We start from the raw sequence: 21,637 nt of genomic DNA on the forward strand, positions 1-21,637 counted from the left end.
GAAGAATGCCTAATAGTCAAAAGGTTCGTCATTCGTTATCATCTGCGCAGTCTGGTATGTGGTTTGCGCAAAAATTAGATCCACTTAATCCAATTTATAATACTGGGGAATATGTAGAAATAAACGGAAATATTCATCAAGACATTTTTGAATTAGCTGTACGTAAAGTTGTAATGGAAGCAGAAGCACTTCATGTTCGCTTCGAAGAGGATGAAATTGGCCCATGGCAAGTTATTGAAGAATCACAGTTTCATATGCATTTTATTGACGTTCGTAAAGAAAAAAATCCTGAAGAGGCTGCTAAAGCATGGATGAAAAATGATTTATCTATGCCAGTCAATTTGAAAAAAGATACTTTATTTACTGAAGCACTTATTCAAGTTGAAAATAACCGTTTCTTTTGGTATCAGCGCATCCATCACATTGTGATGGATGGCTATGGATTTTCACTTCTTAGCCAAAAGGTAGCGAATGAGTATACATCACTTATAGAAGAAACAAACAAGAATGAAAAGACATTTGGTTCTCTTGCAAAAGTTGTGCAAGAAGATATGGAATATCGTGAGTCTAAACAATTTCAGGAAGATCGTGCTTTTTGGTTAGAAAAATTTGCGGATGAACCAGAAGTTGTAAGTTTGGCAGAACGAGCACCGAGAACATCAAATGGATTTTTACGTGAAACAGCTTATTTATCTAGTTCTAGTACGAAAACTTTACTAGAAGATATTAATGTTTCTTTAACAAGTTGGCCAGAATTTATTGTCGCTGTAACAAGTATATATATGCATAAATTAACAGGTGCAAATGATATTGTTTTAGGTTTACCGATGATGGGGCGTCTCGGTTCAGCATCTATTTATACACCGAGCATGGTAATGAATTTAGTACCACTTCGTCTCACTGTAACTCCAAATATCACTCTTGCAGAATTATTACAGCAAGTTTCTAAAGAAATCCGAGACGTACGTCGTCATCATAAATATCGTCATGAAGAATTAAGGAGAGATTTAAAGTTACTAGGCGAAAATCAAAGGTTATTCGGGCCATTAGTGAATGTGATGCCTTTTGATTATGGGCTTAACTTTGCTGGGAATCATGGTATTACACATAATTTGTCAGCCGGACCTGTCGATGATTTATCAATAAATGTTTATAAACGTTTCGATGAAACTGAGCTAATGATTCATTTTGATGCGAATCCGGAAGTATATAATGGCGCGGAACTAACGCTGCATAAAGAGAGATTTATGAATGTATTAGAATTAATGATAAGTACATATCAAAAAGACGCGTCGATTGGAAGCATAAACATTACTCTTCCTGAAGAAAATCATAAAGTTTTATTGGAATGGAATAAAACGAAGGAAGACGATGAGTTAATCAGTCTACCTATATCATTTGAAAAACAAGTGCAAAAAACTCCAAATAAACTAGCGATTACTTGTGACGGTGTAAACTTTACGTATAAAGAGCTAAATGAACGAGCGAATGAACTAGCACATTATTTAGTAGAAGAAGGAATACGACCAAATCAGTTTGTAGCTTTAGTATTTCAAAGATCAACGGAAATGATAGTTAGTATGCTAGCAGTTTTAAAGGCTGGTGCAGCGTATTTACCGATAGATCCAGAATATCCAGCCGAGCGAATCAATTATATAGTAAATGATGCAAAACCAGTTTGTATCATAACACATTCATCTGTTTCATCTAAGTTAGTTATAGAAAATGATATGAAAAAAATTGTATTAGATGACGAAGAAACGAAACTAGCATTACAGACATATTCTCGTATGAATATAGAATGTAAGAATGATGTATCACTTTTAAACCCAGCCTATACAATATATACTTCAGGCTCAACGGGTAACCCAAAAGGTGTAATTGTTCCTATGAAAGGTTTAAGTAACTTTTTAATGGCTATGCAACAAAAGTTTTCGTTACATGAACATGATCATTTATTAGCAGTTACAACATTTGCGTTCGATATTTCTGCTCTAGAAATTTATTTACCTCTTATTAGCGGTGCAAGTATAACAATTGCTCCAAAAGAGGTAATTCAAGAACCTTCGGCGTTAACGGCGCTGTTACAAGAAGAAAGAGTGACAATTATGCAAGCTACACCGACGCTCTGGCAGGCGTTAGTAACTGAATATCCAGAGAGGATACAAGGGCTAAATGTGCTCGTTGGTGGTGAAGCTCTTCCAGGGCATTTAGCAAATAAATTAAGAGAATTAGGCTGCTCAATAACTAATTTATATGGACCAACTGAAACGACGATTTGGTCTACCTTCATGAACATTGATGAAAGTGAAAAGGGGATACCTCCTATCGGAAAGCCAATTTGCAATACAGAAGTGTATGTATTGGATGCAGGGTTACAACCAGTTCCACCTGGAGTTATTGGTGAATTATATATTGCAGGGGAAGGACTTGCAAGCGGATATTTAGGAAAACCAGAGTTAACAGCTGAACGGTTTGTTGCAAATCCTTATGGAAAACCAGGGCAGCGCATGTACCGTACAGGTGATCTAGTAAAATGGCGCAGTGATGGTGTTTTAGAGTACATGAACCGCGCAGATCATCAAATTAAAATTCGTGGTTTCCGAATTGAATTAGCTGAAATTGAAATGGTAATACAACGACATGAAAATGTTAAGCAAGCAGTGGTTATGGTACGAGAAGATCGTCCAAATGATAAACGAATCATTGCGTATATTGTTGCCGAAGAGAAGGAAACGATTCATCTTTCAGAAATCCGTTCTTATATTTCAGAAAGTTTAGCGAATTATATGGTGCCATCAGCATTTGTATTGCTAGAAGAATTACCATTAACGCCAAATGGAAAGGTTGATAGAAAGAAATTACCTGCTCCTGATTTTAATGGCATGAACAATGAGAGAGTTGCTAGAAATCCGAAAGAAGAAATATTATGTCATTTATTTGCAGAAGTACTTGGTGTTTCTCGCATTAGCATTGATGATAATTTCTTTGAAATGGGTGGACATTCGCTTCTTGCATCGCGTTTAATGGCAAGAATTCGTGAAACGTTAAGTGTCGAATTAGGAATTGGAAAACTATTTGAATCGCCAACTGTTGCTGAATTAGCGAAACAATTGGATCGAGCAAAAACTGCAAGACCAGCGATTAAGAAAGTAAGTAGGCCAAATGAAGTTCCACTTTCATTTGCACAGCGTAGATTATGGTTCTTACATTGTTTAGAAGGTCCAAGTCCTACTTATAATATTCCGTTAGTCATTCGTTTGTCTGGAAAGTTGAACGAGGGAGCATTACAAGGTGCCTTTTATGATGTAGTCGAGAAACATGAAACACTGAGAACAATTTTCCCTAACGTATTAGGTAGTTCCTATCAGGAAATTTTACATATGGAAAACTTAAATCTTGAAATGATTATAACAAATACATGTAAAAATGAATTAGAAAGTGTACTTGCGGAGGCGATAAGATATAGCTTTAACCTTGATGTTGAGCCAGCAGTTCGTTTGCAACTATTTACAGTGAATGAAAACGAACATGTATTGCTAATTCTATTGCACCATATTGTAGGGGATGGCTGGTCATTACAACCGTTAACGAGAGACTTTACAACGGCATATAAAGCACGATGTCAAGGTGACAGCGTACAGCTGGAAACACTTCCAGTTCAATACGCAGATTATGCACTTTGGCAACAGCAATTGTTAGGGGGTGAAACTACACAAGAAAGTCTCATTTCAACACAATTAGATTTTTGGAAGAAAGAGTTAAAGGGATTACCAGATCAATTGGAGTTACCTACAGATTATCAGCGTCCAATGGAAACGAGTTACAGAGGAGAAACAATTCATTTTCATATAGATGCAGGTATGCATAGTAGGTTAGTAGAGCTCGCACGGAAAAACGGAGTTAGTTTGTTTATGGTATTGCAAGCAGGACTAAGTGCGCTATTTACAAGATTAGGTGCAGGCACTGATATACCAATTGGAAGTCCGATTGCTGGAAGAAATGATGATGTACTTTCAGATATTGTTGGTTTATTTGTAAATACATTAGTGTTACGTACAAATACTTCAGGAGATCCAAGTTTTAAAGAATTATTAAATAGAGTGAAGCAGGCAAATCTTGCAGCTTATGAAAATCAAGATGTTCCATTTGAACGACTCGTTGAAGTGTTAAACCCGGTGCGTACTCGAAATAGTCATCCGCTATTTCAAGTTATGTTAGCTTTCCAAAATACGCCAGAAGCAATCTTTGATGTCCCGGATATAGAAGCGAGACTTGAAATTCAAAGTGTTGGCTCTGCGAAGTTTGATTTAACATTTGAAATTAGTGAGAGTAACGGGGTTGATGGTACTCCGAACGGTTTACATGGATTACTAGAGTTTAGTACCGATTTATATAAACATGAAACGGTTCAAAAACTAATAGAACGATTCATTTTGTTATTAGATGATGCGGCGACAAATCCAGATCAATCCATTGGCAGATTAGAAATATTAACTTTAGCAGAGAAAAATACAGTGTTAGAAAAGTGGAATGGTGGTTTTCAAATTGCACCAGACATGACATTGCCACAATTATTTGAAAAGCAGGTTCATATTAATCCAAATGCTATTGCTGTCGTCTTTGAAAATAAGAAATTAACTTATGAAGAGTTAAATAGAAAAGCAAATAAAATAGCTCGATTCCTAATAGCAAAAGGAATTGGTCCTGATCAACTCGTTGCTTTAGCGATGCCAAGATCATTAAACATGGTTGTAAGCTTATTAGCTGTTCTTAAAGCTGGTGCTGGATACCTTCCGTTAGATCCAGATTACCCAGCAGACCGTATTTCGTTTATGCTACACGATGCGAAACCATCATGTGTTTTAACGAATTCAGAAGTGGAAATTGAATGTAATGAGGCACTAAAAGTTTTAGTTGATAATGTAAGAGTAATAGAAGAAATTGAGAAACATAGTGAAGACAATATTGATGAAATGGAGCGCGTGAAGCCATTAACTCCATCACATATTGCTTACGTTATTTATACATCAGGTTCAACAGGTAGACCGAAAGGCGTTATGATACCTCATCAAAATGTAGTAAGACTTTTAGGAGCAACTGATCATTGGTTCCAGTTTGATGGAAACGATGTGTGGACGATGTTCCATTCATATGCTTTTGATTTCTCGGTTTGGGAAATTTGGGGACCTTTATTATACGGAGGGCGTTTAGTTGTAGTTCCACATACTGTAAGTCGATCGCCGAAAGAATTTTTACAGCTTCTTGTTAAAGAAAAGGTAACTGTTTTAAACCAAACTCCATCAGCGTTCTATCAATTGATGCAAGCAGATCGTGAAAATGAAGAGATTGGCCAACAATTATCTTTACGATATGTTATTTTTGGAGGTGAAGCACTTGAGCTAAGTCGATTAGAAGATTGGTATAGTCGACATCCTCATAACGCACCGAAGCTTATTAATATGTACGGTATTACTGAGACGACAGTACATGTTAGTTATATTGAGCTAGATGAGAGTACCGTTTCTTTACGAGCAAATAGTTTAATTGGGTGCAGTATACCTGACCTTAAAGTATACGTATTAGATCATTATTTACAACCAGTGCCACCTGGAGTAGTTGGAGAAATGTATGTTGCAGGTGCTGGGCTTGCTCGTGGATATTTAGGAAGAGCAGGTTTAACTGCAGAACGTTTTATTGCAGATCCATTTGGCAAGCCGGGTACAAGAATGTATCGTACTGGAGACTTAGCACGTTGGCGTCAAGATGGGACGCTAGATTATATAGGACGCGCAGATCATCAAATAAAAATTCGCGGATTCCGAATTGAATTAGGGGAAATAGAAGCAGTCATAATGAAACACCCTACAGTTGAGCAAGTAGCCGTTATTGTACGGGAAGATCAACCAGGGGATAAACGATTAGTTTCTTATATCGTCGCATCAAATAATGAAATGATTGATACGAATGAAATGCGCCAATTTGCTGGAAGTAGTTTACCAGATTACATGGTTCCATACGCTTTTGTAGTAGTAAATGAGTTGCCATTAACTCCAAACGGTAAATTAGATAGAAAGGCATTGCCGGCTCCAGAATTTATCGCATCAGCTTCTAGTCGTGGGCCAAGAACACCGCAAGAAGAAATGTTATGTGACTTGTTTACAGAAGTTTTAAGTGTGCCGCAAATTGGAATTGATGACGGATTCTTTGATCTAGGTGGCCATTCACTTCTTGCAGTGCAGCTTATGAGCCGTATTAAAGAAGCACTTGGGATCGAATTAAATATCGGAACTTTATTTGCAGCACCTACTGTTGCAGGTCTTGCTGAAAGACTTGAAGTGGGAAATGGACAAAGTGCACTCGATGTGTTGCTTCCATTACGAGTAAGCGGAGACCAATTGCCACTATTTTGTGTACACCCAGCAGGTGGATTAAGTTGGTGCTATGCAGGACTTATGAAATCTTTAGGAACAAATTATCCAATCTACGGTGTCCAAGCACGTGGTATCGCTAAAAATGAAGAACTTCCAAAAAGTTTAGAGGAAATGGCAGCGGATTATTTAAAACACGTTCGTGAAGTACAGCCTCACGGACCATATCGTTTACTCGGTTGGTCACTTGGAGGAAATGTTGTGCATGCAATGGCGGCGCAACTGCAAAATGAAGGGGAAGAAGTAGACTTACTCGTTATGCTAGATTCTTATCCTGGTCACTTTTTACCGAATACGGAAGCACCTACTGAAGAAGAAGCATTAATCGCATTACTGGCTTTAGGGGGATACGATCCAGATAACATGGATGGTAAACCACTTACGATGGAAAGTGCAGTTGAAATCCTTCGTAAAGATGGAAGTGCATTAGCAAGTCTTGAAGAAGAGACGATTTTGAACTTGAAAGAAACATATGTAAATTCAGTAGGATTGTTAGGGAAATATGTACCGAAAGTTTATAACGGAGATATTTTATTCTTTAGATCTACTGTTATACCAGACTGGTTTACTCCTATTTCTCCAAATACGTGGCTAAATTATTTAGATGGGCAAATTGTGCAATACGATATTGATTGTAGACATAAAGATTTATGTCAACCAGGACCACTTACAGAAATTGGACAAGTATTAGCAAAATATTTGCAGAATAAGAAAGGGGTAAGTACAGTATGACGAATCCATTTGAAAATGATAATTACACATATAGAGTATTAAAAAATGAGGAGGGCCAGTATTCTCTTTGGCCTATCTTTCTTGATGTACCTATTGGTTGGAATATTGTACATGAAGAGGCTAGTAGAAATGATTGTTTACAATATGTTGAAAATAACTGGGAAGATTTGAATCCAAAAAGTAATGAAGTTGGCGAAAAAATATTAGTAGGAAAACGATAATGAAGGCAAAAATAAATCCAAAAGTAGTTGTAAGCATCGTATATATAACAGCGATGTTTATGGCTGCGATGGATGCAACAATTGTGAATGTAGCACTCCAAACAATAAGTAAAGAATTACAAGTACCTCCATCTGCAATGGGGACTGTTAATGTTGGGTATTTAGTTAGCTTAGCCGTTTTCCTTCCGATTTCTGGTTGGTTAGGAGATCGCTTCGGTACGAAAAGGGTATTTCTAGCCGCTCTTTTCGTATTTACAACTGCGTCTGCATTATGTGGAATAGCGAACGATATTACTTCATTGAATCTTTTTCGCATTATGCAAGGTGCTGGAGGGGGGCTTTTAACACCAGTTGGGATGGCGATGTTATTCCGAACATTTTCACCGGAGGAAAGGCCGAAAATTTCAAGATTTATTGTGTTGCCAATTGCTGTCGCACCGGCAGTAGGACCAATTATTGGGGGCTTTTTTGTAGATCAAATGTCTTGGCACTGGGCATTTTATATTAATGTACCGTTCGGAATCATAGCATTGCTATTCGGTCTACTATTTTTAAAAGAGCATATTGAAAAATCAGCTGGTCGCTTTGATTCTCTCGGTTTTATTCTTTCAGCACCAGGGTTTTCGATGCTAATCTATGCGCTCAGTCAAGGACCATCAAGAGGCTGGATTTCTACAGAGGTTATAAGTACTGGAATAGCTGGGATTGTATTTATTACACTGTTTATCATTGTAGAACTTAAAGTAAAGCAACCGATGCTAGATTTAAACTTATTAAAAGAACCAGTCTTTAGAAAAATGAGTCTTATTTCATTGTTTTCTTCAGCTGGTTTACTAGGAATGTTATTTGTTTTTCCGCTTATGTATCAAAATGTAATAGGGGTATCCGCACTGGAATCAGGCCTTACTACATTCCCAGAGGCCATTGGATTAATGATATCGTCACAGATCGTACCATGGTCATATAAGAAATTAGGAGCTCGTAAGGTAATTTCTATAGGGTTAATTTGTACGGCGATTATCTTTATTTTATTAAGTTTTGTAAATCACGATACGAACCCTTGGCAAATACGGGTATTATTGTTTGGCATAGGTATTTTCTTAGGCCAATCAGTTGGAGCAGTTCAATTTTCTGCATTTAACAATATAACGCCGCCTTCTATGGGGAGAGCAACTACTATATTTAATGTGCAAAATCGATTAGGTTCAGCGATAGGAGTTGCTGTTTTAGCTAGTATACTAGCCGGTTTTGGAAATAGCAGTGTACAACATAATACTCATTCAGATTTATTGCCATATCAAGCAGCATTAATTGGATCAGCAATATTTTTACTCGTAGCATTACTATTTTCTTTACGTATTTCTGATAAAGAGGTAATGTCAAAAAAGAAGAAAAAACCGTTACCTGTATTACAAAAAGAGAAAGAAATTGTCAATGAATAAGTTTGGTAATAGTATTTTGGAATTAATCTACATTGGGTATTTAGAAGGAGAGAGTTTACATGATAGAAAGTAAAGTTGTAGATTCTATACCAATTTTGAATGAGAATGATTGTCAAATATGGTGGGGAAGGATTTCGGATTTACAATCATGGCATTACAATTTACTAAATGATGTTGAACGAGAAAAAGCAAATTCATATCATCATTCGGCAGATCGTGCCCGTTTTATAATAGGCTGTGTAATTAGTAGATTAGTTCTAGGTAAAATGCTTTCTATGTCGCCAGTTCAAGTTCCAATTAATCGAATGTGCCCAGTATGTAAGTTACAACATGGTAGACCACAATTACCAGAGGGGATGCCGCAGTTATCGGTTTCACATTCGGGTGAGTGGGTTGTAGTTGCATTTACAAAGTCTGCACCTGTAGGCGTTGATGTTGAACAAATGAATCTAGATGTTGATGTTATGAAAATGGCAGAAGGCGTATTAACCGGCATTGAAATAGCGCAAGTTATGAAGTTACCTAATGAACAAAAAATAGAAGGTTTTTTAACATATTGGACTAGAAAGGAAGCTGTGCTCAAAGCGACAGGTGAAGGTCTAATGATTCCACCAGTGGATATTACTATATCAGCTCCAAATGATCCTCCAAACTTGTTAGTTTTTCAGGGTAGACAAGAGTTAGTAGAAAATACAGTGATGAGAGATTTAAGGCCAAGTGTAGATTATATAGCTTCAATTGCAATATGTAGTAAAGAAGTCACCGAAATCATACAGCTGGATGCAGTAGCGCTTTTAAATTATAAATAAGTTTAATAAAATACTTTATAGAAGAGGTGTTCCTCATGCTAGTAGCGGAAAATAGAACAAATGAATCCACTTATAATGTACAAGCAATTAAAAATATTTTATTTTCTGGAGATACATCATCTATTCATGCTTTAGAAAAGTTATTGAATGATACAGTTCAGTTTGATGTTTTAGAACAAGAGGTGCTGGATAGACAGTATATCCCGAAAGAAGCAAAGAGTTTCTTTAATAAAAACGGAACATTTCTTTACCGTGTATCCAATGTTGGTTATAAAGGAAAAGTATTATCTGAAAATCTCATTTTTGCGGATACCTCGTTTTTACCAAATACAATAAAGATGGAGCTAGAGAGTGGAAACATTCCAGTTGAAAAACTTATAGAAAAGATGGAAGTAAGAAGGAACGTATTATATGAAGGATATCAGCCTTCTGGGAATATTATTGAATTGTTCGATGGATGCTCTGTTTCGGCGCATGTGTATCCAACAAGAAAATATCAAATTGTAAGTAACTGCAGATGCATATTTTATATTTGCGAGGTGTATCATGCAGAAAATATAAAGCAATTACTAAATTAAAACAAGAAACCAGCCTATAAAATGGCTGGTTTCTTGTTTATTTCACAGCTTCTTTTAACTCTTTACCTGCTTTAAATGCAGGAACTTTACCAGCAGCGATTTGAATTTCTTCGCCGGTTTGTGGATTACGTCCTGTACGAGCAGATCTTTCACGCACTTCAAAAGTTCCAAAGCCGATTAATTGAACTTTATCGCCAGACTGTAATGCAGTAGCAATTGTGTCAAATACAGATTGTACAGCTGCAGAAGCATCCTTTTGAGAAATATCAGCTGATTGTGCGACATTTTTAATTAATTCTGTTTTGTTCATGTTTTCACCTCATAAAAAAATTTTTTGGAATGAATGATTTAGTATAATAGATAGTAAAGATAAAGCTCTTTATATTGTTAGAAAGAATGCTATATAGTTATGTTAATTTCGTTGCAGGAAACTGAATCCCTGCTAATAATTAGGGATTAATTAAGAAATGATGCATACAAAACGCTATAATATGAGGATGAGGGGGAGTATACGGATGATTTTTCGTGAAAAGGATGAGAAAGAAAGTACATTAATTCGTCAACATGATCATGGTTTTTTAGCTGGAGAGATTGCAAAGCATATAAAAGAAGATTTTTTTGAAGATGACACATATTTAAAAGAGACAATTGATGCAATATATGAGCATGATAGAGGATGGATAGAACTTGATAAAGTACCAATTTTAAATGATGCTAAAAATATCCCATATACATTTATGGATTGTCCAAGTTCATTACGTTTTGTCTTTTATACGATTGGTTTGAATGAAATTGAAGATTCCAATCCATACGGAGCATTACTTTGTAGTAAGCATTTTTTATCATTTCCATTAAATGAGGAAGATGAAGAGATGATGTCATTTTATACAGGGGAATTAGAACGACAAAAAAGAATATTGACGACGCTAACAAAAGAACAATTTGCGATGTTCGATAAACATTATAGATTATTAAAGTTTTGCGATGAACTTTCTTTATATGTCTGTATGAATAAACCAGGTGTAGAAAAGGAAGAGGAAATTGATTTGTTTAAAGATGGTTTTGAAGGAACAGAAATGTTTAATAGTAAGGAGGAGAAACCTATACAAGCTGAATGGGTGGACAAGGAAACAATTCGGATTACACCGTTTCCATTTCAAACGGAATTTCATACGTATGTAAAATATAAAACTATAAATAGACAAGAAATTGAAGAAAAAGGAATTGCAAAAGCTGATAGAGAATCAGAAATAAAGAAACAAACTATTCGTTTCATACAATAAGGAGGCGATTTCGATTGAAAGAGTACATGTTAAAACAAGTGGATTACCATGCTTGGGCTAATCTACGATTATTCAATCGACTAAAAGAATTACCAAACTATGAGACGATTTTTACTGAACAGATGCAGAGTGTATTTCCATCAATCAAGGATACGTTTGCCCATATTTATATTACAGATCAAGTGTGGTTACACATATTGCATGGTAAAAGTATGAACGAAGCAATACAAGACCGAGAAAATTTACGAAAACAAATGGAAAACAAATCGTTACATGAATTAGAAAAATTATTTGAAAACATGGCAAATCAATATAAAGACTTTTTAAGTACAATACAAGATGTGAATGCTGTATTTGTTATCGAGAATCCATATGTAGGAAAATTAGAAACTTCAATTTTAGAGTTAGTACAACATGTTGTAAATCATGGTACATATCATAGAGGAAATATAACAGCGATGATCCGTCAACTTGGTCATTCGTCGACAATGATGGATTTTGTATTGTATTTACATATGGTTAAAAAGCAGGAAGAGTAATATTATTTATAAGAAGGAGAGGCTTTCATTGTAGAAGTCTCTCCTTCTATTTTATCCTGCATGAATGGTAGAACGGCAGATTATAATTTCACTTGATTTCTTAAGAGGCTTTATTTTCTTGTAATTGCTTAGCATATTGTACAGCCTTATATGCATTGACTCTACCGTTTTTCCAGTACGTACCTGTACCACTAATTTTATCAGTAGTTGACTCAATAATTTGGCGAATTTGTGTATTGCTATATCCTTGATTTGCTAAAAGAGCAGCGACTCCTGCAACGTGGGGTGTTGCCATAGATGTACCACTTAATGATTGATACGTGCTTCCTTTATATGTGGAATATATATTTGAACCTGGTGCTGCAACATCTACCCAGCTACCATAAGTAGAAAATGAAGATTTTCTATCTGATTGATCTGTAGAAGCAACTGCAATTACTTCGCTGTAATAAGCAGGGTAATTAGCTTTTGTATTTCCAGCATTTCCAGCAGCCGCAACAATAACAGAGCCTTTATTCCATGCATATTGAACAGCTTGTTGTAATGCAGTCCCACCATTTGGAGCTCCTAAACTTAAACTAATTACTTTTGCACCTGAATCAGCAGCTTCTCGAATACCTTGCGCTACAGCATCAAGAGTCCCACTTCCTTGATTATCTAATACGCGGACAGCATAAATTGAAGTGTGTGGGGCAACACCAGCAATTCCGACGCTGTTATTCGTAAGTGCTCCAGTAATTCCAGCGCAATGTGTACCATGACCATTACCGTCATCAGAAACATTGTCGTTATCAACATAATCATGCCCGTAAATTACTTTCGAAGATAAATCAGGGTGTGAACCTTGTACTCCTGTATCAATAATAGCTACTTTTACACCAGGATCACTTCGTTGGCTATCCCAAGCTTGTGGAGCTTGAATTTTTTGTAATCCATATTGATTTTTATAATATGGGTCGTTTGGAGTCCAAAAGGCGTGAACGTAATAATTCGGTTCCGCATATTCCACATCTGGATTATTTTTATAACTCTTTATTTTTTCTTTTACAGTACCTTTTGAAAATTGAACGACTTCAAAACCTAACTTATCATCTTTAGATAAGACATTAGCTCCGACAGATTTATGAAAAGATTGCACATTACTTAAAGATGCATTTTGCTTGAACTTAACGATTAATTGGTTAGGAACGTAATCAGTAGATGATGTTTCAGCGCTTGAAGTATTCGTGTTAAAGAAGAAACCACCAATAATAAATGACAAAACAGATAGGAAAACAATGATTTTGTTTTTCAAAAGATTTTTCCTCCCTTTTCTTGGATGAGTTTTTCAGCGACACTTTAATGTCGCATTCCTTTTCAACTATATAGTTAGACCATACGATTTATGACATTTATGTGAAAAACTTTTGGAGGAATAAAAAGGAGTAAACATTGATATAAATATATTTTTAATGATAGTAATAAAGTAAAAGAGGGGATGAAAAAAAGGAATGCTCATCATGTATGAGTCATTCCTTTTTTCATAGATTAACTTGCCTGTTTTTTATTATTTTCTTTCAATTTCTCTGCTTGTAAAAAGCGATTCGTTTCAGCAACAACAATGCCACTTAACCCAATAAGACCAATTAAGTTTGGAATCGCCATAAGTCCATTTGCAATATCCGCAAATGTCCATACGATGCCTAATTTTAAATTCGCACCAATAGCAATCATGACAATAAAGATTGCTTTATAATATTTAACAGCACTTTCTCCAAATAAATAAGCCACGCATTTCTCACCGTAATACGACCAGCCTAAAATAGTAGAGTAGGCGAATAAAATAATTGCGATACCAAGAATCATACTACCAGCAGTACCGAATACAGATTGAAACGCAAGTGTTGTAGCTTCAACCCCAGTTTTACCAGACTTCCATGCACCTGTAGTAATTAATACTAGCCCTGTAATTGTACATACAATAAACGTATCTAGAAAAGTACCAGTCATTGAAACTAAAGCTTGCTTTGCAGGAGAATCTGTTTTTGCCGCCGCCGCGGCAATAGGGGCACTCCCTAAACCAGCTTCGTTCGCAAATACGCCGCGCGCCATTCCAATTTGAATAGCTGATGCAACTGTGGCACCGATAAAACCACCAGCAGCTGCAGTACCGTTAAAGGCACCAGAAAAAATAAGTGAAAATGCTTCAGGAATTTGATCGTAGTGATAGAAAATAATAATAAGACCAGCAATGATATAAAAGAAAGCTTTAATAGGAACGACATATCCTGTTACTTTCCCGATTTTTTTTACACCGCCTAAAATAACGATAGCGATTAAAAATGACATTACTATACCAGTTAAAGCAGGAGGAAAAGAGAAATTAATTCGCATTGCCTCTGCAACTGAATTAGATTGCACCATATTCCCGATACCGAAAGAAGCAGTTGTACCGAATATGGCGAATAAAACTGCAAGCCATTTCTTACCTAAACCACGTTCTAAATAGTACATGGGTCCACCTGAATATTCACCATTTTCATTACTAACACGGTATTTCACCGCAAGAATTGCTTCGGCATATTTTGTTGCCATACCAAATAAAGCAGTAATCCACATCCAAAAGATTGCACCAGGCCCACCGATCGTCACAGCAGTTGCAACACCAGCTATATTTCCCATACCGATCGTTGCCGCCATAGCTGTCATAAGTGCTTGGAAGTGGCTAATATCTCCAGAGGAAGATGTATCTTCTGATTTTTTAAAAGCTAGTTTGTGAGCGTATAATAGTTTACTAAACTGTAAACCTTTTAAACGCACTGTGAGAATAATACCAGTACCAACGAGTAACAACAACGTTGGTAATCCCCACACATAGTGATTGATTTGTTCTAATACTTTACTTACTGTCTCCATCTTTATTCTCCTTTTTTAGAAAAAATAAAAACCACTTCAAGTAAATGAAATGGTCTCTGGAGAAACAAGGGATAGAAAAATAAACCGATACAAATCGGCATTTTCTTTCGCTTGTCTCTGTCCTTTTACCTGAGAGATTATCCGCCATAGTAGCGGATTTGCTCCTTCGGTGCTCGTTTTCCTCTACGCTATTAAAGCGAGAGGGAGTCTCTCCAGAGATTCGTCCCCATGCAGTTCTACTTGTAAACAAGACCTGAGAGTTTCAAAGTCGGTTAACAACTTTTTGCCCCGTCGGTAGATCAATAGACCTTCTCCTGAATGGTTCATCCGAATTATAAAATTAATAACCTATACGTATTGAATGTGTATAGAATCAATAAAAACATTATAGATATACAATTAATGAAATGCAATCATTTTTTATTTTAAAATAGTAAAGAATTCTATTTTTTCGAAAGTCCTAATTTCTCTTCAACTTCAGTTAAAGTAGATAAAGCGATGACAATATGTTGATCTGCAAGCCCTAAAGCATGTTTCGTATTTTCAATTGTTGCACTGTTTAGAGTAGAGTTAGTGGCTCCGTCTATAATTAAATCTGCCGCGTTTTTCATAAATTTAGAAGCAGCCTTAAATTCAGTTGTGAAATAAAGAAGTTGTTCTTGTATTTGTACTTCCGATATATCTTCTTTAATTTTCAAAATGTCTATTTCATTCATAATGTTTTCATATTGTTTTGAAACAGCATTCATTGTAACTAATAGTTTATCTCTGTCTACTGAATCACCGTTCGTGTTAATCTCTTCCCAGGCAGGCAACCAATCTTTTTCGATGATATCATTATAATTAGTAGTCAATTCATTAATTTTAGGCTGTAATTTCGTTTTGAAAGTTTTTGTATCCGTTGTTTCTACAGGTGCTTTTTCTTTGTTATTTTTAACATTAGTAACGTAGAAAATTGTACCGAAAATGATGAAAATAGAAATAACAACTGTCCATTTAGTAAAAGGTAATTTTTGCAATATGTAACGCCTCCAAAATTAAAAAACTTATAATTATAATATATAACAATAATGTTGTTTTAAGTAGAGAAAATAGGTTAGAAAGTATATAATATATATTTTTTTATATACATAAATAATTAAAGTTAGTAAAATGATGATAATATGTAAGAAAAGAGGATTTTTAGTGGAAATGAGTAGAAGAAAACTAGTTTCAAATATTTCAATGGCTATGTTATTAGTTTGTTTAATTGCATTCATATTTATGAATAAAGAATCTAAAATTAAAGATTTTCCAGTACCAATGTCAGCAATACATATTAACGATGATAAGGAAGAGGATTATAAATATATAAGTGTAATGCCTATTACAACGGTAAGTGGATGGGAGAACTTAGGTGAAAACGGGCATACTGTTAGTTTTAAAAAAGGGGAGCGGAAGGTAACTGTATTACATTATCCGGGAGAAATTACGTATTATTTATTTGAGAAAAAGATGAATAAGGGAGATTAGCTAAAGATGTAATTCATTAAGAGTTACATCTTTTTTTGCATTCTGAATTATTTGAAATTAAATTCGATAGATGTTTTGATAGATGTAGTGATAAATATGATTAGTTCTATATGTCTATAAAGAGTATTAGGGTGATTATAAAAATATTATGTAAACTAATTATTGTGAGAAGAAGATAAATTATATGCTAAAGGGGAAATTAAAAATGCTACTAAAAACAATCTATTGTAAAGTAGAAGAAGAGAAAAAAGAGTTATTTTCAATGGCACAAGAAAAATGGCGTGATATACAGCATCTAGATGGTTTTTATGGACAATTTGGTGGATGGAATGAAAATGAGGCATGTGTATTTACTTTATGGGAAGATAGAAATGCATATCAATCATTTATGAATGGTGCTCACGATACAATTTATATAAATAGTAATCAAGAGGATACGTTTCTTTCATGTGAAATCGAATTATTTCAAACATTGTATGATATAGCAGAAGTGCCTTTGAAAGACGTTGTTACAGAAGGATCCTTCATAAGGGCGGCTGTATGTGATGTAAAGGAAGAAAAAGAAAAGCAATTTTTACATAAACAAGAAACAATTTGGAATAAAGGAATGAAAAATATAAAAGGGATGCTAGGTGGGGTAGTTGGGAAGTCTTTACAAAATGAAAATCGTTACATCGTGTTAACTTATTGGAAAGATGGAATGGCACATCAAAATTATGTAGAAGAGATTTTCCCTGAGTTGTATAAACTAGCTAATATTCATGAAGATATAGAAGATATGAGAGGTAAACAAGTTGTATGTAAGGAAAAATGGTTTGTATATTAAGCACGGAAAAAGTGCATAAATGAATGTATAATAAAGATATTTTCTTATAAATAAGTAATTAATAGAAGACGTTATATGCCCTTTCATGTTAATATATTTAAGTTATAATAGGAGGCTTACCCTTTTGTATTGTACGGTAGAAGCAGTGTGAGCTTGAAATTTTTTTAGAAAAGGATGTGCCTAATTTGCGTATCAATAAATTTATTAGTGAAGCTGGAAAAGCGTCCCGACGCGGAGCAGATAAATTAATTAATGAGAGAAGAGTAATTATTAACGGTAAGGTTGCAAAAATTGGTGACCAAGTGAATCCAGGTGATGATGTACGCGTAAATGGAGAGCAACTTCGTATTGCTCGAGATCACGTATATATCGCTTTAAATAAACCAGTAGGTATTACATGTACGAGTGAAAAATCAGTAAAAGGTAATATTATCGATTTAGTGAATCACCCTTTACGAATTAGCCATATTGGACGTCTTGATAAAGACTCAGATGGTTTAATTTTGTTAACGAATGATGGTGATATTGTTAATGAAATTTTACGTGCTGAAAACAAACATGAGAAAGAATATATCGTTTCAGTAGATAAGCCAATTACACCTGATTTCTTAGAAAAAATGGCAGCGGGTGTTAAAATTCTAGGTACAAAAACACTTCCTTGTGAGATCACACAGTTATCAAAATATGAGTTCAAAATTATTTTAACACAAGGGTTGAATCGCCAAATTCGTCGTATGTGTGAAGCTTTAGGTTATCAAGTATACACGTTAAAACGTACGAGAATTATGAATATTGAATTGAATAATTTACCTGTTGGACAGTGGAGAGATTTAACGAAGAAAGAGAAACGACGTCTATTTGCAGACTTAAATTACGAACCACAAGATTGGTAAAATTGAGAAGGAGAAACCAAAAACATTTTTTGGTTTCTTTTTTTATTAAATAAAAAATCTTTTCCAAACACTTGCAAAAATAAAATGAATAAGATATAGTAAATAACAATTAATGGATGTACTTTTAAAAGCAAAGAAAAGGACACGAGTTATTTTCCCCGGTTATACAGAGAAGGAAGGAAAGCTGAGAACTTCCTAACGCAGAAAAATAACTTACCACCTTAGAGCTGCACTAGGGAAACGAAGTATCTAGTGCCGTGTAAGCGACGTTATCGCAAAAGAAGCCATTATGTTTTTTGTGATGGGAATCTGGGTGGAACCACGGATATAAGCATATTCGTCCCTATTTTAGGGATGAATATGCTTTTTTGCATTCAATTTCATAATAAGCGAAGAAAAGGACACGAGTTATTTTCCCCGGTTATACAGAGAAGGAAGGAAAGCTGAGAACTTCCTAACGCAGAAAAATAACTTACCACCTTAGAGCTGCACTGGGGAAATGAAGTATCTAGTGCCGTGTAAACGACGTTACCGTAAATGAAGCCATTATGTTTTTTATGATGGGAATCTGGGTGGAACCACGGGTATAAGCACGCTCGTCCCTATTTTAGGGATGAGTGTGCTTTTTATTATGAAATGGAGAGATGAAAAATGAAAGAACAAATGATTGAAATTAAATTTCCAGATGGTAGTGTGAAAGAATTTGTAAAAGGAATTACTTTAGAAGAAATTGCTGGATCCATTAGCAGTAGTTTGAAAAAGAAAGCAGTCGCAGGGAAAGTAAATGATGGGTTATATGATTTGCGCCGAAATATTGAGGAAAATGCGGAAGTAGAAATTATTACTTTAGATTCAGATGAAGGTGTAGAAATTGCAAGACACTCTGCGGCACATATTTTAGCGCAAGCTGTAAAAAGATTGTATGGTGATATAAATCTTGGAGTAGGGCCTGTTATTGAAAATGGATTTTATTATGATATGGATCTTCCAAGTAGTGTAAACGTACAAGATTTACGGAAAATCGAAAAAGAAATGAAAAAGATCATAAAAGAAAATATAAATATAGAGCGAGTTGAGGTGTCTCGAGAAGAAGCAGCAAAACTATTTCAAGAAATGAATGATCGTTTGAAATTAGAACTTTTAGAAGCAATTCCTGATGAGGAAAGTGTAACACTATATAAGCAAGGTGAATTTGTAGATTTATGTAGAGGGCCACATTTACCATCTACAGGTTATTTGAAAGCATTTCAATTAACTCACGTTTCCGGTGCATATTGGCGAGGAGATAGTAATAATCAAGTGCTTCAGCGTATATATGGTGTTGCATTCTCTTCCCAGAAAGAATTAGAAGAGTATTTACATTTCGTTGAAGAAGCAGCCAAAAGAAACCATCGTAAGTTAGGCAATGAACTGGAGTTATTTATGTTTTCTGAAGAGGCTCCGGGAATGCCGTTTTATTTACCGAAAGGCCAAATTATTCGTAATGAATTAGAAGCTTTTTTAAGAGAAATTCAAAAAGAATATAATTATCAAGAAGTACGCACTCCATTCATGATGAACCAAGAAGTATGGGAAAGATCAGGGCACTGGGGACATTATAAAGATAATATGTATTTCTCAGAAGTGGATAATAAAAGTTTTGCATTAAAACCGATGAACTGCCCAGGGCATATGCTAATGTTCAAAAATAAATTGCATTCTTATCGCGAATTACCGATTCGTATGTGTGAGTTTGGTCAAGTACATCGCCATGAATTTAGTGGGGCGTTAAACGGATTATTAAGAGTACGTACTTTCTGCCAAGATGATGCACATTTATTTGTAACTCCAGAACAAATTGAAGATGAAATCAAATCTGTAATGGCGCAAATCGATTATGTATATAAAACTTTTGGATTCGAATATGAAGTAGAACTTTCTACTCGTCCAGAAGATTCAATGGGTGATGATAAGTTATGGGAGCAAGCAGAAGCGTCATTAGAAAATGTATTACAATCGCTAAATTATAAATATAGACTAAATGAAGGTGATGGTGCATTTTACGGACCAAAAATTGACTTCCATATTAAAGATGCTTTAAATAGAAGTCATCAGTGCGGAACAATCCAGCTAGATTTCCAAATGCCAGAGAAGTTTGATTTAAATTATATAGATGAGAAGAATGAAAAGAAAAGACCGGTTGTCATTCACAGGGCAGTATTAGGATCTTTAGATCGTTTCTTAGCAATATTAATTGAGCACTTTGGAGGTGCATTCCCAGCATGGGTGGCACCAGTTCAAGTGAAAGTCATTCCAGTTTCAAATGCAGTCCATGTACAATACGCAGATGAGGTTGCAGATAAATTAGCACAAGCTGGTGTTCGTGTCGAACGAGATATGCGAGATGAAAAATTAGGATATAAAATTAGAGAAGCACAAATGCAAAAAATTCCTTATGTTCTTGTTATTGGTGATAAAGAAATGGAAAACGTTGCTGTAAATGTACGTAAATATGGGGAAGAGAAGTCGGAAGTTATTATGTTAGATGCATTTGTGGAAAGTATGAAAGAGGAAATAAAAAATAAGAAATAGAGATTCATAATAAAATACACCATTAACATGTATTACTGGATTTAAAGTAATGAAAGAATCATAATAAATGATGAAGGGATAGCGATTAAGCTATCCCTTCATCATTTATTGCCATATACTTCATCTCAAACTGTTAAATCATTTTCTGATTTTATTTGAATGGCTTCTTGTAAGAGCTTTTGGAGAACTGCAGCAAAAATGGCAATTACGATAGAGGAGAAAATAATGATTAGTCCAATTGGAATAAAACTTGGAGGATCAATTTTTTTTGCCATAAGATAGTAGAGTGGCATACCTAGCAAGTATACTGTACCAATTGTGAGGGCATAGTATTTTATATTTTTTAATGAGTTAACTGATAATTGTGAGAACGCTTTGTTTTTATCAATGTAACTTAAAAGTTTAAAAGCTTGATACAGAGCAAAGTAAAAGGGTATCGCTGCTACGTACATATCGATTAAAACAAGAGATTTCATATAAGCAATAGCTGGATACAATTCACCAACGAAATTCCCGATTTTAGGTACTAAAAATATGCACAATGCAAGTACTACTATACCTATAAAAACAATAGCTAGCTTTAAAAAGAGTGTTGTAACTTGTTTCATAAAAAGCACCTCGTTTTATGTAATGACAACATGATTTTAACATATAATTTATCGTTTTAAAATAAATTTATATTGTTTTTGAAATTATTATTATTGTTATTTATATAAATTAATAAATTCGAGAAGGATAATAGGCCTTTCTTACTACAAAGAGAGTCACCTTATGAAATGATTTGTAATATTTTTTACCTTACAAAAATGTAAGGTAAATGTAAGCGAAATCGAAGGAACGAGTTGTAGAAAGATGAGAATATGAAGTAGGAAATAGGTTCATGTTATCTGTATAACCTTTTTAGT

16 protein-coding genes, 1 riboswitch and 2 other annotated features are annotated in these 21,637 nt (G+C 34.9%); of the genes, 11 read left to right on the plus strand and 5 right to left on the minus strand.

What is annotated here, in order from left to right; all coding sequences use genetic code 11:
* The first annotated feature begins 5 nt into the window (after positions 1-5).
* Genes BGI23_RS11380 through BGI23_RS11400 form a run of 5 tightly spaced genes read left to right on the plus strand, consistent with a single transcriptional unit; the run spans position 6 to position 10,213 of the window.
* Positions 6-7,163, plus strand: coding sequence for an amino acid adenylation domain-containing protein (locus tag BGI23_RS11380; RefSeq protein ID WP_070805965.1), 7,158 nt, complete (start codon positions 6-8; stop codon positions 7,161-7,163).
* Positions 7,160-7,384: an MbtH family protein gene (locus tag BGI23_RS11385; protein ID WP_000184076.1), complete on the plus strand. Its 225-nt coding sequence runs from the start codon at positions 7,160-7,162 to the stop codon at positions 7,382-7,384. Before BGI23_RS11380 ends, BGI23_RS11385 begins: the two co-directional genes overlap by 4 nt.
* Positions 7,384-8,826, plus strand: a complete 1,443-nt coding sequence (locus BGI23_RS11390) for an MDR family MFS transporter (protein ID WP_000644785.1) — start codon at positions 7,384-7,386, stop codon at positions 8,824-8,826. Before BGI23_RS11385 ends, BGI23_RS11390 begins: the two co-directional genes overlap by 1 nt.
* 59 nt (positions 8,827-8,885) lie before the next feature.
* Positions 8,886-9,635: a 4'-phosphopantetheinyl transferase Sfp gene (gene sfp / locus BGI23_RS11395; protein WP_000572993.1), complete on the plus strand. Its 750-nt coding sequence runs from the start codon at positions 8,886-8,888 to the stop codon at positions 9,633-9,635.
* Between the two features lie 35 nt (positions 9,636-9,670).
* The gene (locus BGI23_RS11400; RefSeq protein WP_000959146.1) at positions 9,671-10,213 is read left to right on the plus strand and encodes a hypothetical protein; all 543 of its coding nucleotides are present in this window, start codon (positions 9,671-9,673) and stop codon (positions 10,211-10,213) included.
* 37 nt (positions 10,214-10,250) lie between these two features.
* On the opposite strand, the gene BGI23_RS11405 is transcribed toward BGI23_RS11400, so the two are convergent.
* Positions 10,251-10,523: an HU family DNA-binding protein gene (locus BGI23_RS11405; RefSeq protein WP_001043907.1), complete on the minus strand. Its 273-nt coding sequence runs from the start codon at positions 10,521-10,523 to the stop codon at positions 10,251-10,253.
* Positions 10,524-10,728: 205 nt separating this feature from the next.
* Between BGI23_RS11405 and BGI23_RS11410 the strand changes: the two genes are divergently transcribed.
* The gene (locus BGI23_RS11410) at positions 10,729-11,496 is read left to right on the plus strand and encodes a DUF3891 family protein (RefSeq protein WP_070805966.1); all 768 of its coding nucleotides are present in this window, start codon (positions 10,729-10,731) and stop codon (positions 11,494-11,496) included.
* 14 nt (positions 11,497-11,510) lie between these two features.
* A complete protein-coding gene (locus BGI23_RS11415) occupies positions 11,511-12,035 on the plus strand; it encodes a DinB family protein (protein ID WP_070805967.1) in 525 nt (174 codons plus the stop codon).
* A gap of 100 nt (positions 12,036-12,135) precedes the next feature.
* Here BGI23_RS11415 and BGI23_RS11420 read toward each other — a convergent pair whose 3' ends face one another.
* The 3 genes from BGI23_RS11420 to BGI23_RS11430 all read right to left on the minus strand — a co-directional run bounded on the left by BGI23_RS11420 (position 12,136) and on the right by BGI23_RS11430 (position 15,949).
* Positions 12,136-13,329, minus strand: coding sequence for a S8 family peptidase (locus tag BGI23_RS11420; protein WP_070805968.1), 1,194 nt, complete (start codon positions 13,327-13,329; stop codon positions 12,136-12,138).
* 233 nt (positions 13,330-13,562) lie between these two features.
* Positions 13,563-14,930, minus strand: a complete 1,368-nt coding sequence (locus tag BGI23_RS11425) for an alanine/glycine:cation symporter family protein (RefSeq protein ID WP_000451019.1) — start codon at positions 14,928-14,930, stop codon at positions 13,563-13,565.
* A gap of 107 nt (positions 14,931-15,037) precedes the next feature.
* Positions 15,038-15,156, minus strand: a riboswitch (glycine riboswitch).
* Positions 15,157-15,373: 217 nt separating this feature from the next.
* Positions 15,374-15,949, minus strand: coding sequence for a hypothetical protein (locus BGI23_RS11430; RefSeq protein WP_070805969.1), 576 nt, complete (start codon positions 15,947-15,949; stop codon positions 15,374-15,376).
* 133 nt (positions 15,950-16,082) lie between these two features.
* Between BGI23_RS11430 and BGI23_RS11435 the strand changes: the two genes are divergently transcribed.
* The 4 genes from BGI23_RS11435 to thrS all read left to right on the plus strand — a co-directional run bounded on the left by BGI23_RS11435 (position 16,083) and on the right by thrS (position 20,732).
* Complete coding sequence (locus BGI23_RS11435) at positions 16,083-16,442, plus strand: hypothetical protein (protein ID WP_369805051.1); 360 nt, start codon at positions 16,083-16,085, stop codon at positions 16,440-16,442.
* A gap of 205 nt (positions 16,443-16,647) precedes the next feature.
* Positions 16,648-17,268 (plus strand): YdbC family protein, encoded by a 621-nt coding sequence (locus BGI23_RS11440; protein ID WP_070805971.1) that lies wholly within the window; start codon positions 16,648-16,650, stop codon positions 17,266-17,268.
* A 185-nt stretch (positions 17,269-17,453) separates the two neighbouring features.
* Complete coding sequence (gene rluF, locus BGI23_RS11445; RefSeq protein WP_001222167.1) at positions 17,454-18,161, plus strand: 23S rRNA pseudouridine(2604) synthase RluF; 708 nt, start codon at positions 17,454-17,456, stop codon at positions 18,159-18,161.
* Between the two features lie 124 nt (positions 18,162-18,285).
* Positions 18,286-18,509: a binding site (T-box leader), on the plus strand.
* 35 nt (positions 18,510-18,544) lie between these two features.
* Positions 18,545-18,768, plus strand: a binding site (T-box leader).
* Positions 18,769-18,812: 44 nt separating this feature from the next.
* The gene (thrS, locus tag BGI23_RS11450; protein ID WP_070805972.1) at positions 18,813-20,732 is read left to right on the plus strand and encodes a threonine--tRNA ligase; all 1,920 of its coding nucleotides are present in this window, start codon (positions 18,813-18,815) and stop codon (positions 20,730-20,732) included.
* 125 nt (positions 20,733-20,857) lie between these two features.
* Here the strand turns inward: thrS and BGI23_RS11455 are convergent, their stop codons facing one another.
* The gene (locus BGI23_RS11455; RefSeq protein ID WP_070805973.1) at positions 20,858-21,340 is read right to left on the minus strand and encodes a DUF2975 domain-containing protein; all 483 of its coding nucleotides are present in this window, start codon (positions 21,338-21,340) and stop codon (positions 20,858-20,860) included.
* Positions 21,341-21,637: the final 297 nt, after the last annotated feature.

Origin of the sequence: Bacillus sp. ABP14, assembly GCF_001831375.1 — a bacterium.
Classification (GTDB): Bacteria; Bacillota; Bacilli; order Bacillales; family Bacillaceae_G; genus Bacillus_A; species Bacillus_A paranthracis.

Excerpts from the sequence above, each read along its gene's own strand:
- BGI23_RS11380 (WP_070805965.1), top strand. The coding sequence starts at position 6 with ATGCCTAATAGTCAAAAGGTTCGTCATTCGTTATCATCTGCGCAGTCT.
- BGI23_RS11385 (WP_000184076.1), top strand. The coding sequence starts at position 7,160 with ATGACGAATCCATTTGAAAATGATAATTACACATATAGAGTATTAAAA.
- BGI23_RS11390 (WP_000644785.1), top strand. The coding sequence starts at position 7,384 with ATGAAGGCAAAAATAAATCCAAAAGTAGTTGTAAGCATCGTATATATA.
- sfp (WP_000572993.1), top strand. The coding sequence starts at position 8,886 with ATGATAGAAAGTAAAGTTGTAGATTCTATACCAATTTTGAATGAGAAT.
- BGI23_RS11400 (WP_000959146.1), top strand. The coding sequence starts at position 9,671 with ATGCTAGTAGCGGAAAATAGAACAAATGAATCCACTTATAATGTACAA.
- BGI23_RS11405 (WP_001043907.1), bottom strand. The coding sequence starts at position 10,523 with ATGAACAAAACAGAATTAATTAAAAATGTCGCACAATCAGCTGATATT.
- BGI23_RS11410 (WP_070805966.1), top strand. The coding sequence starts at position 10,729 with ATGATTTTTCGTGAAAAGGATGAGAAAGAAAGTACATTAATTCGTCAA.
- BGI23_RS11425 (WP_000451019.1), bottom strand. The coding sequence starts at position 14,930 with ATGGAGACAGTAAGTAAAGTATTAGAACAAATCAATCACTATGTGTGG.
- BGI23_RS11435 (WP_369805051.1), top strand. The coding sequence starts at position 16,083 with ATGATGATAATATGTAAGAAAAGAGGATTTTTAGTGGAAATGAGTAGA.
- BGI23_RS11440 (WP_070805971.1), top strand. The coding sequence starts at position 16,648 with ATGCTACTAAAAACAATCTATTGTAAAGTAGAAGAAGAGAAAAAAGAG.
- thrS (WP_070805972.1), top strand. The coding sequence starts at position 18,813 with ATGAAAGAACAAATGATTGAAATTAAATTTCCAGATGGTAGTGTGAAA.
- BGI23_RS11455 (WP_070805973.1), bottom strand. The coding sequence starts at position 21,340 with ATGAAACAAGTTACAACACTCTTTTTAAAGCTAGCTATTGTTTTTATA.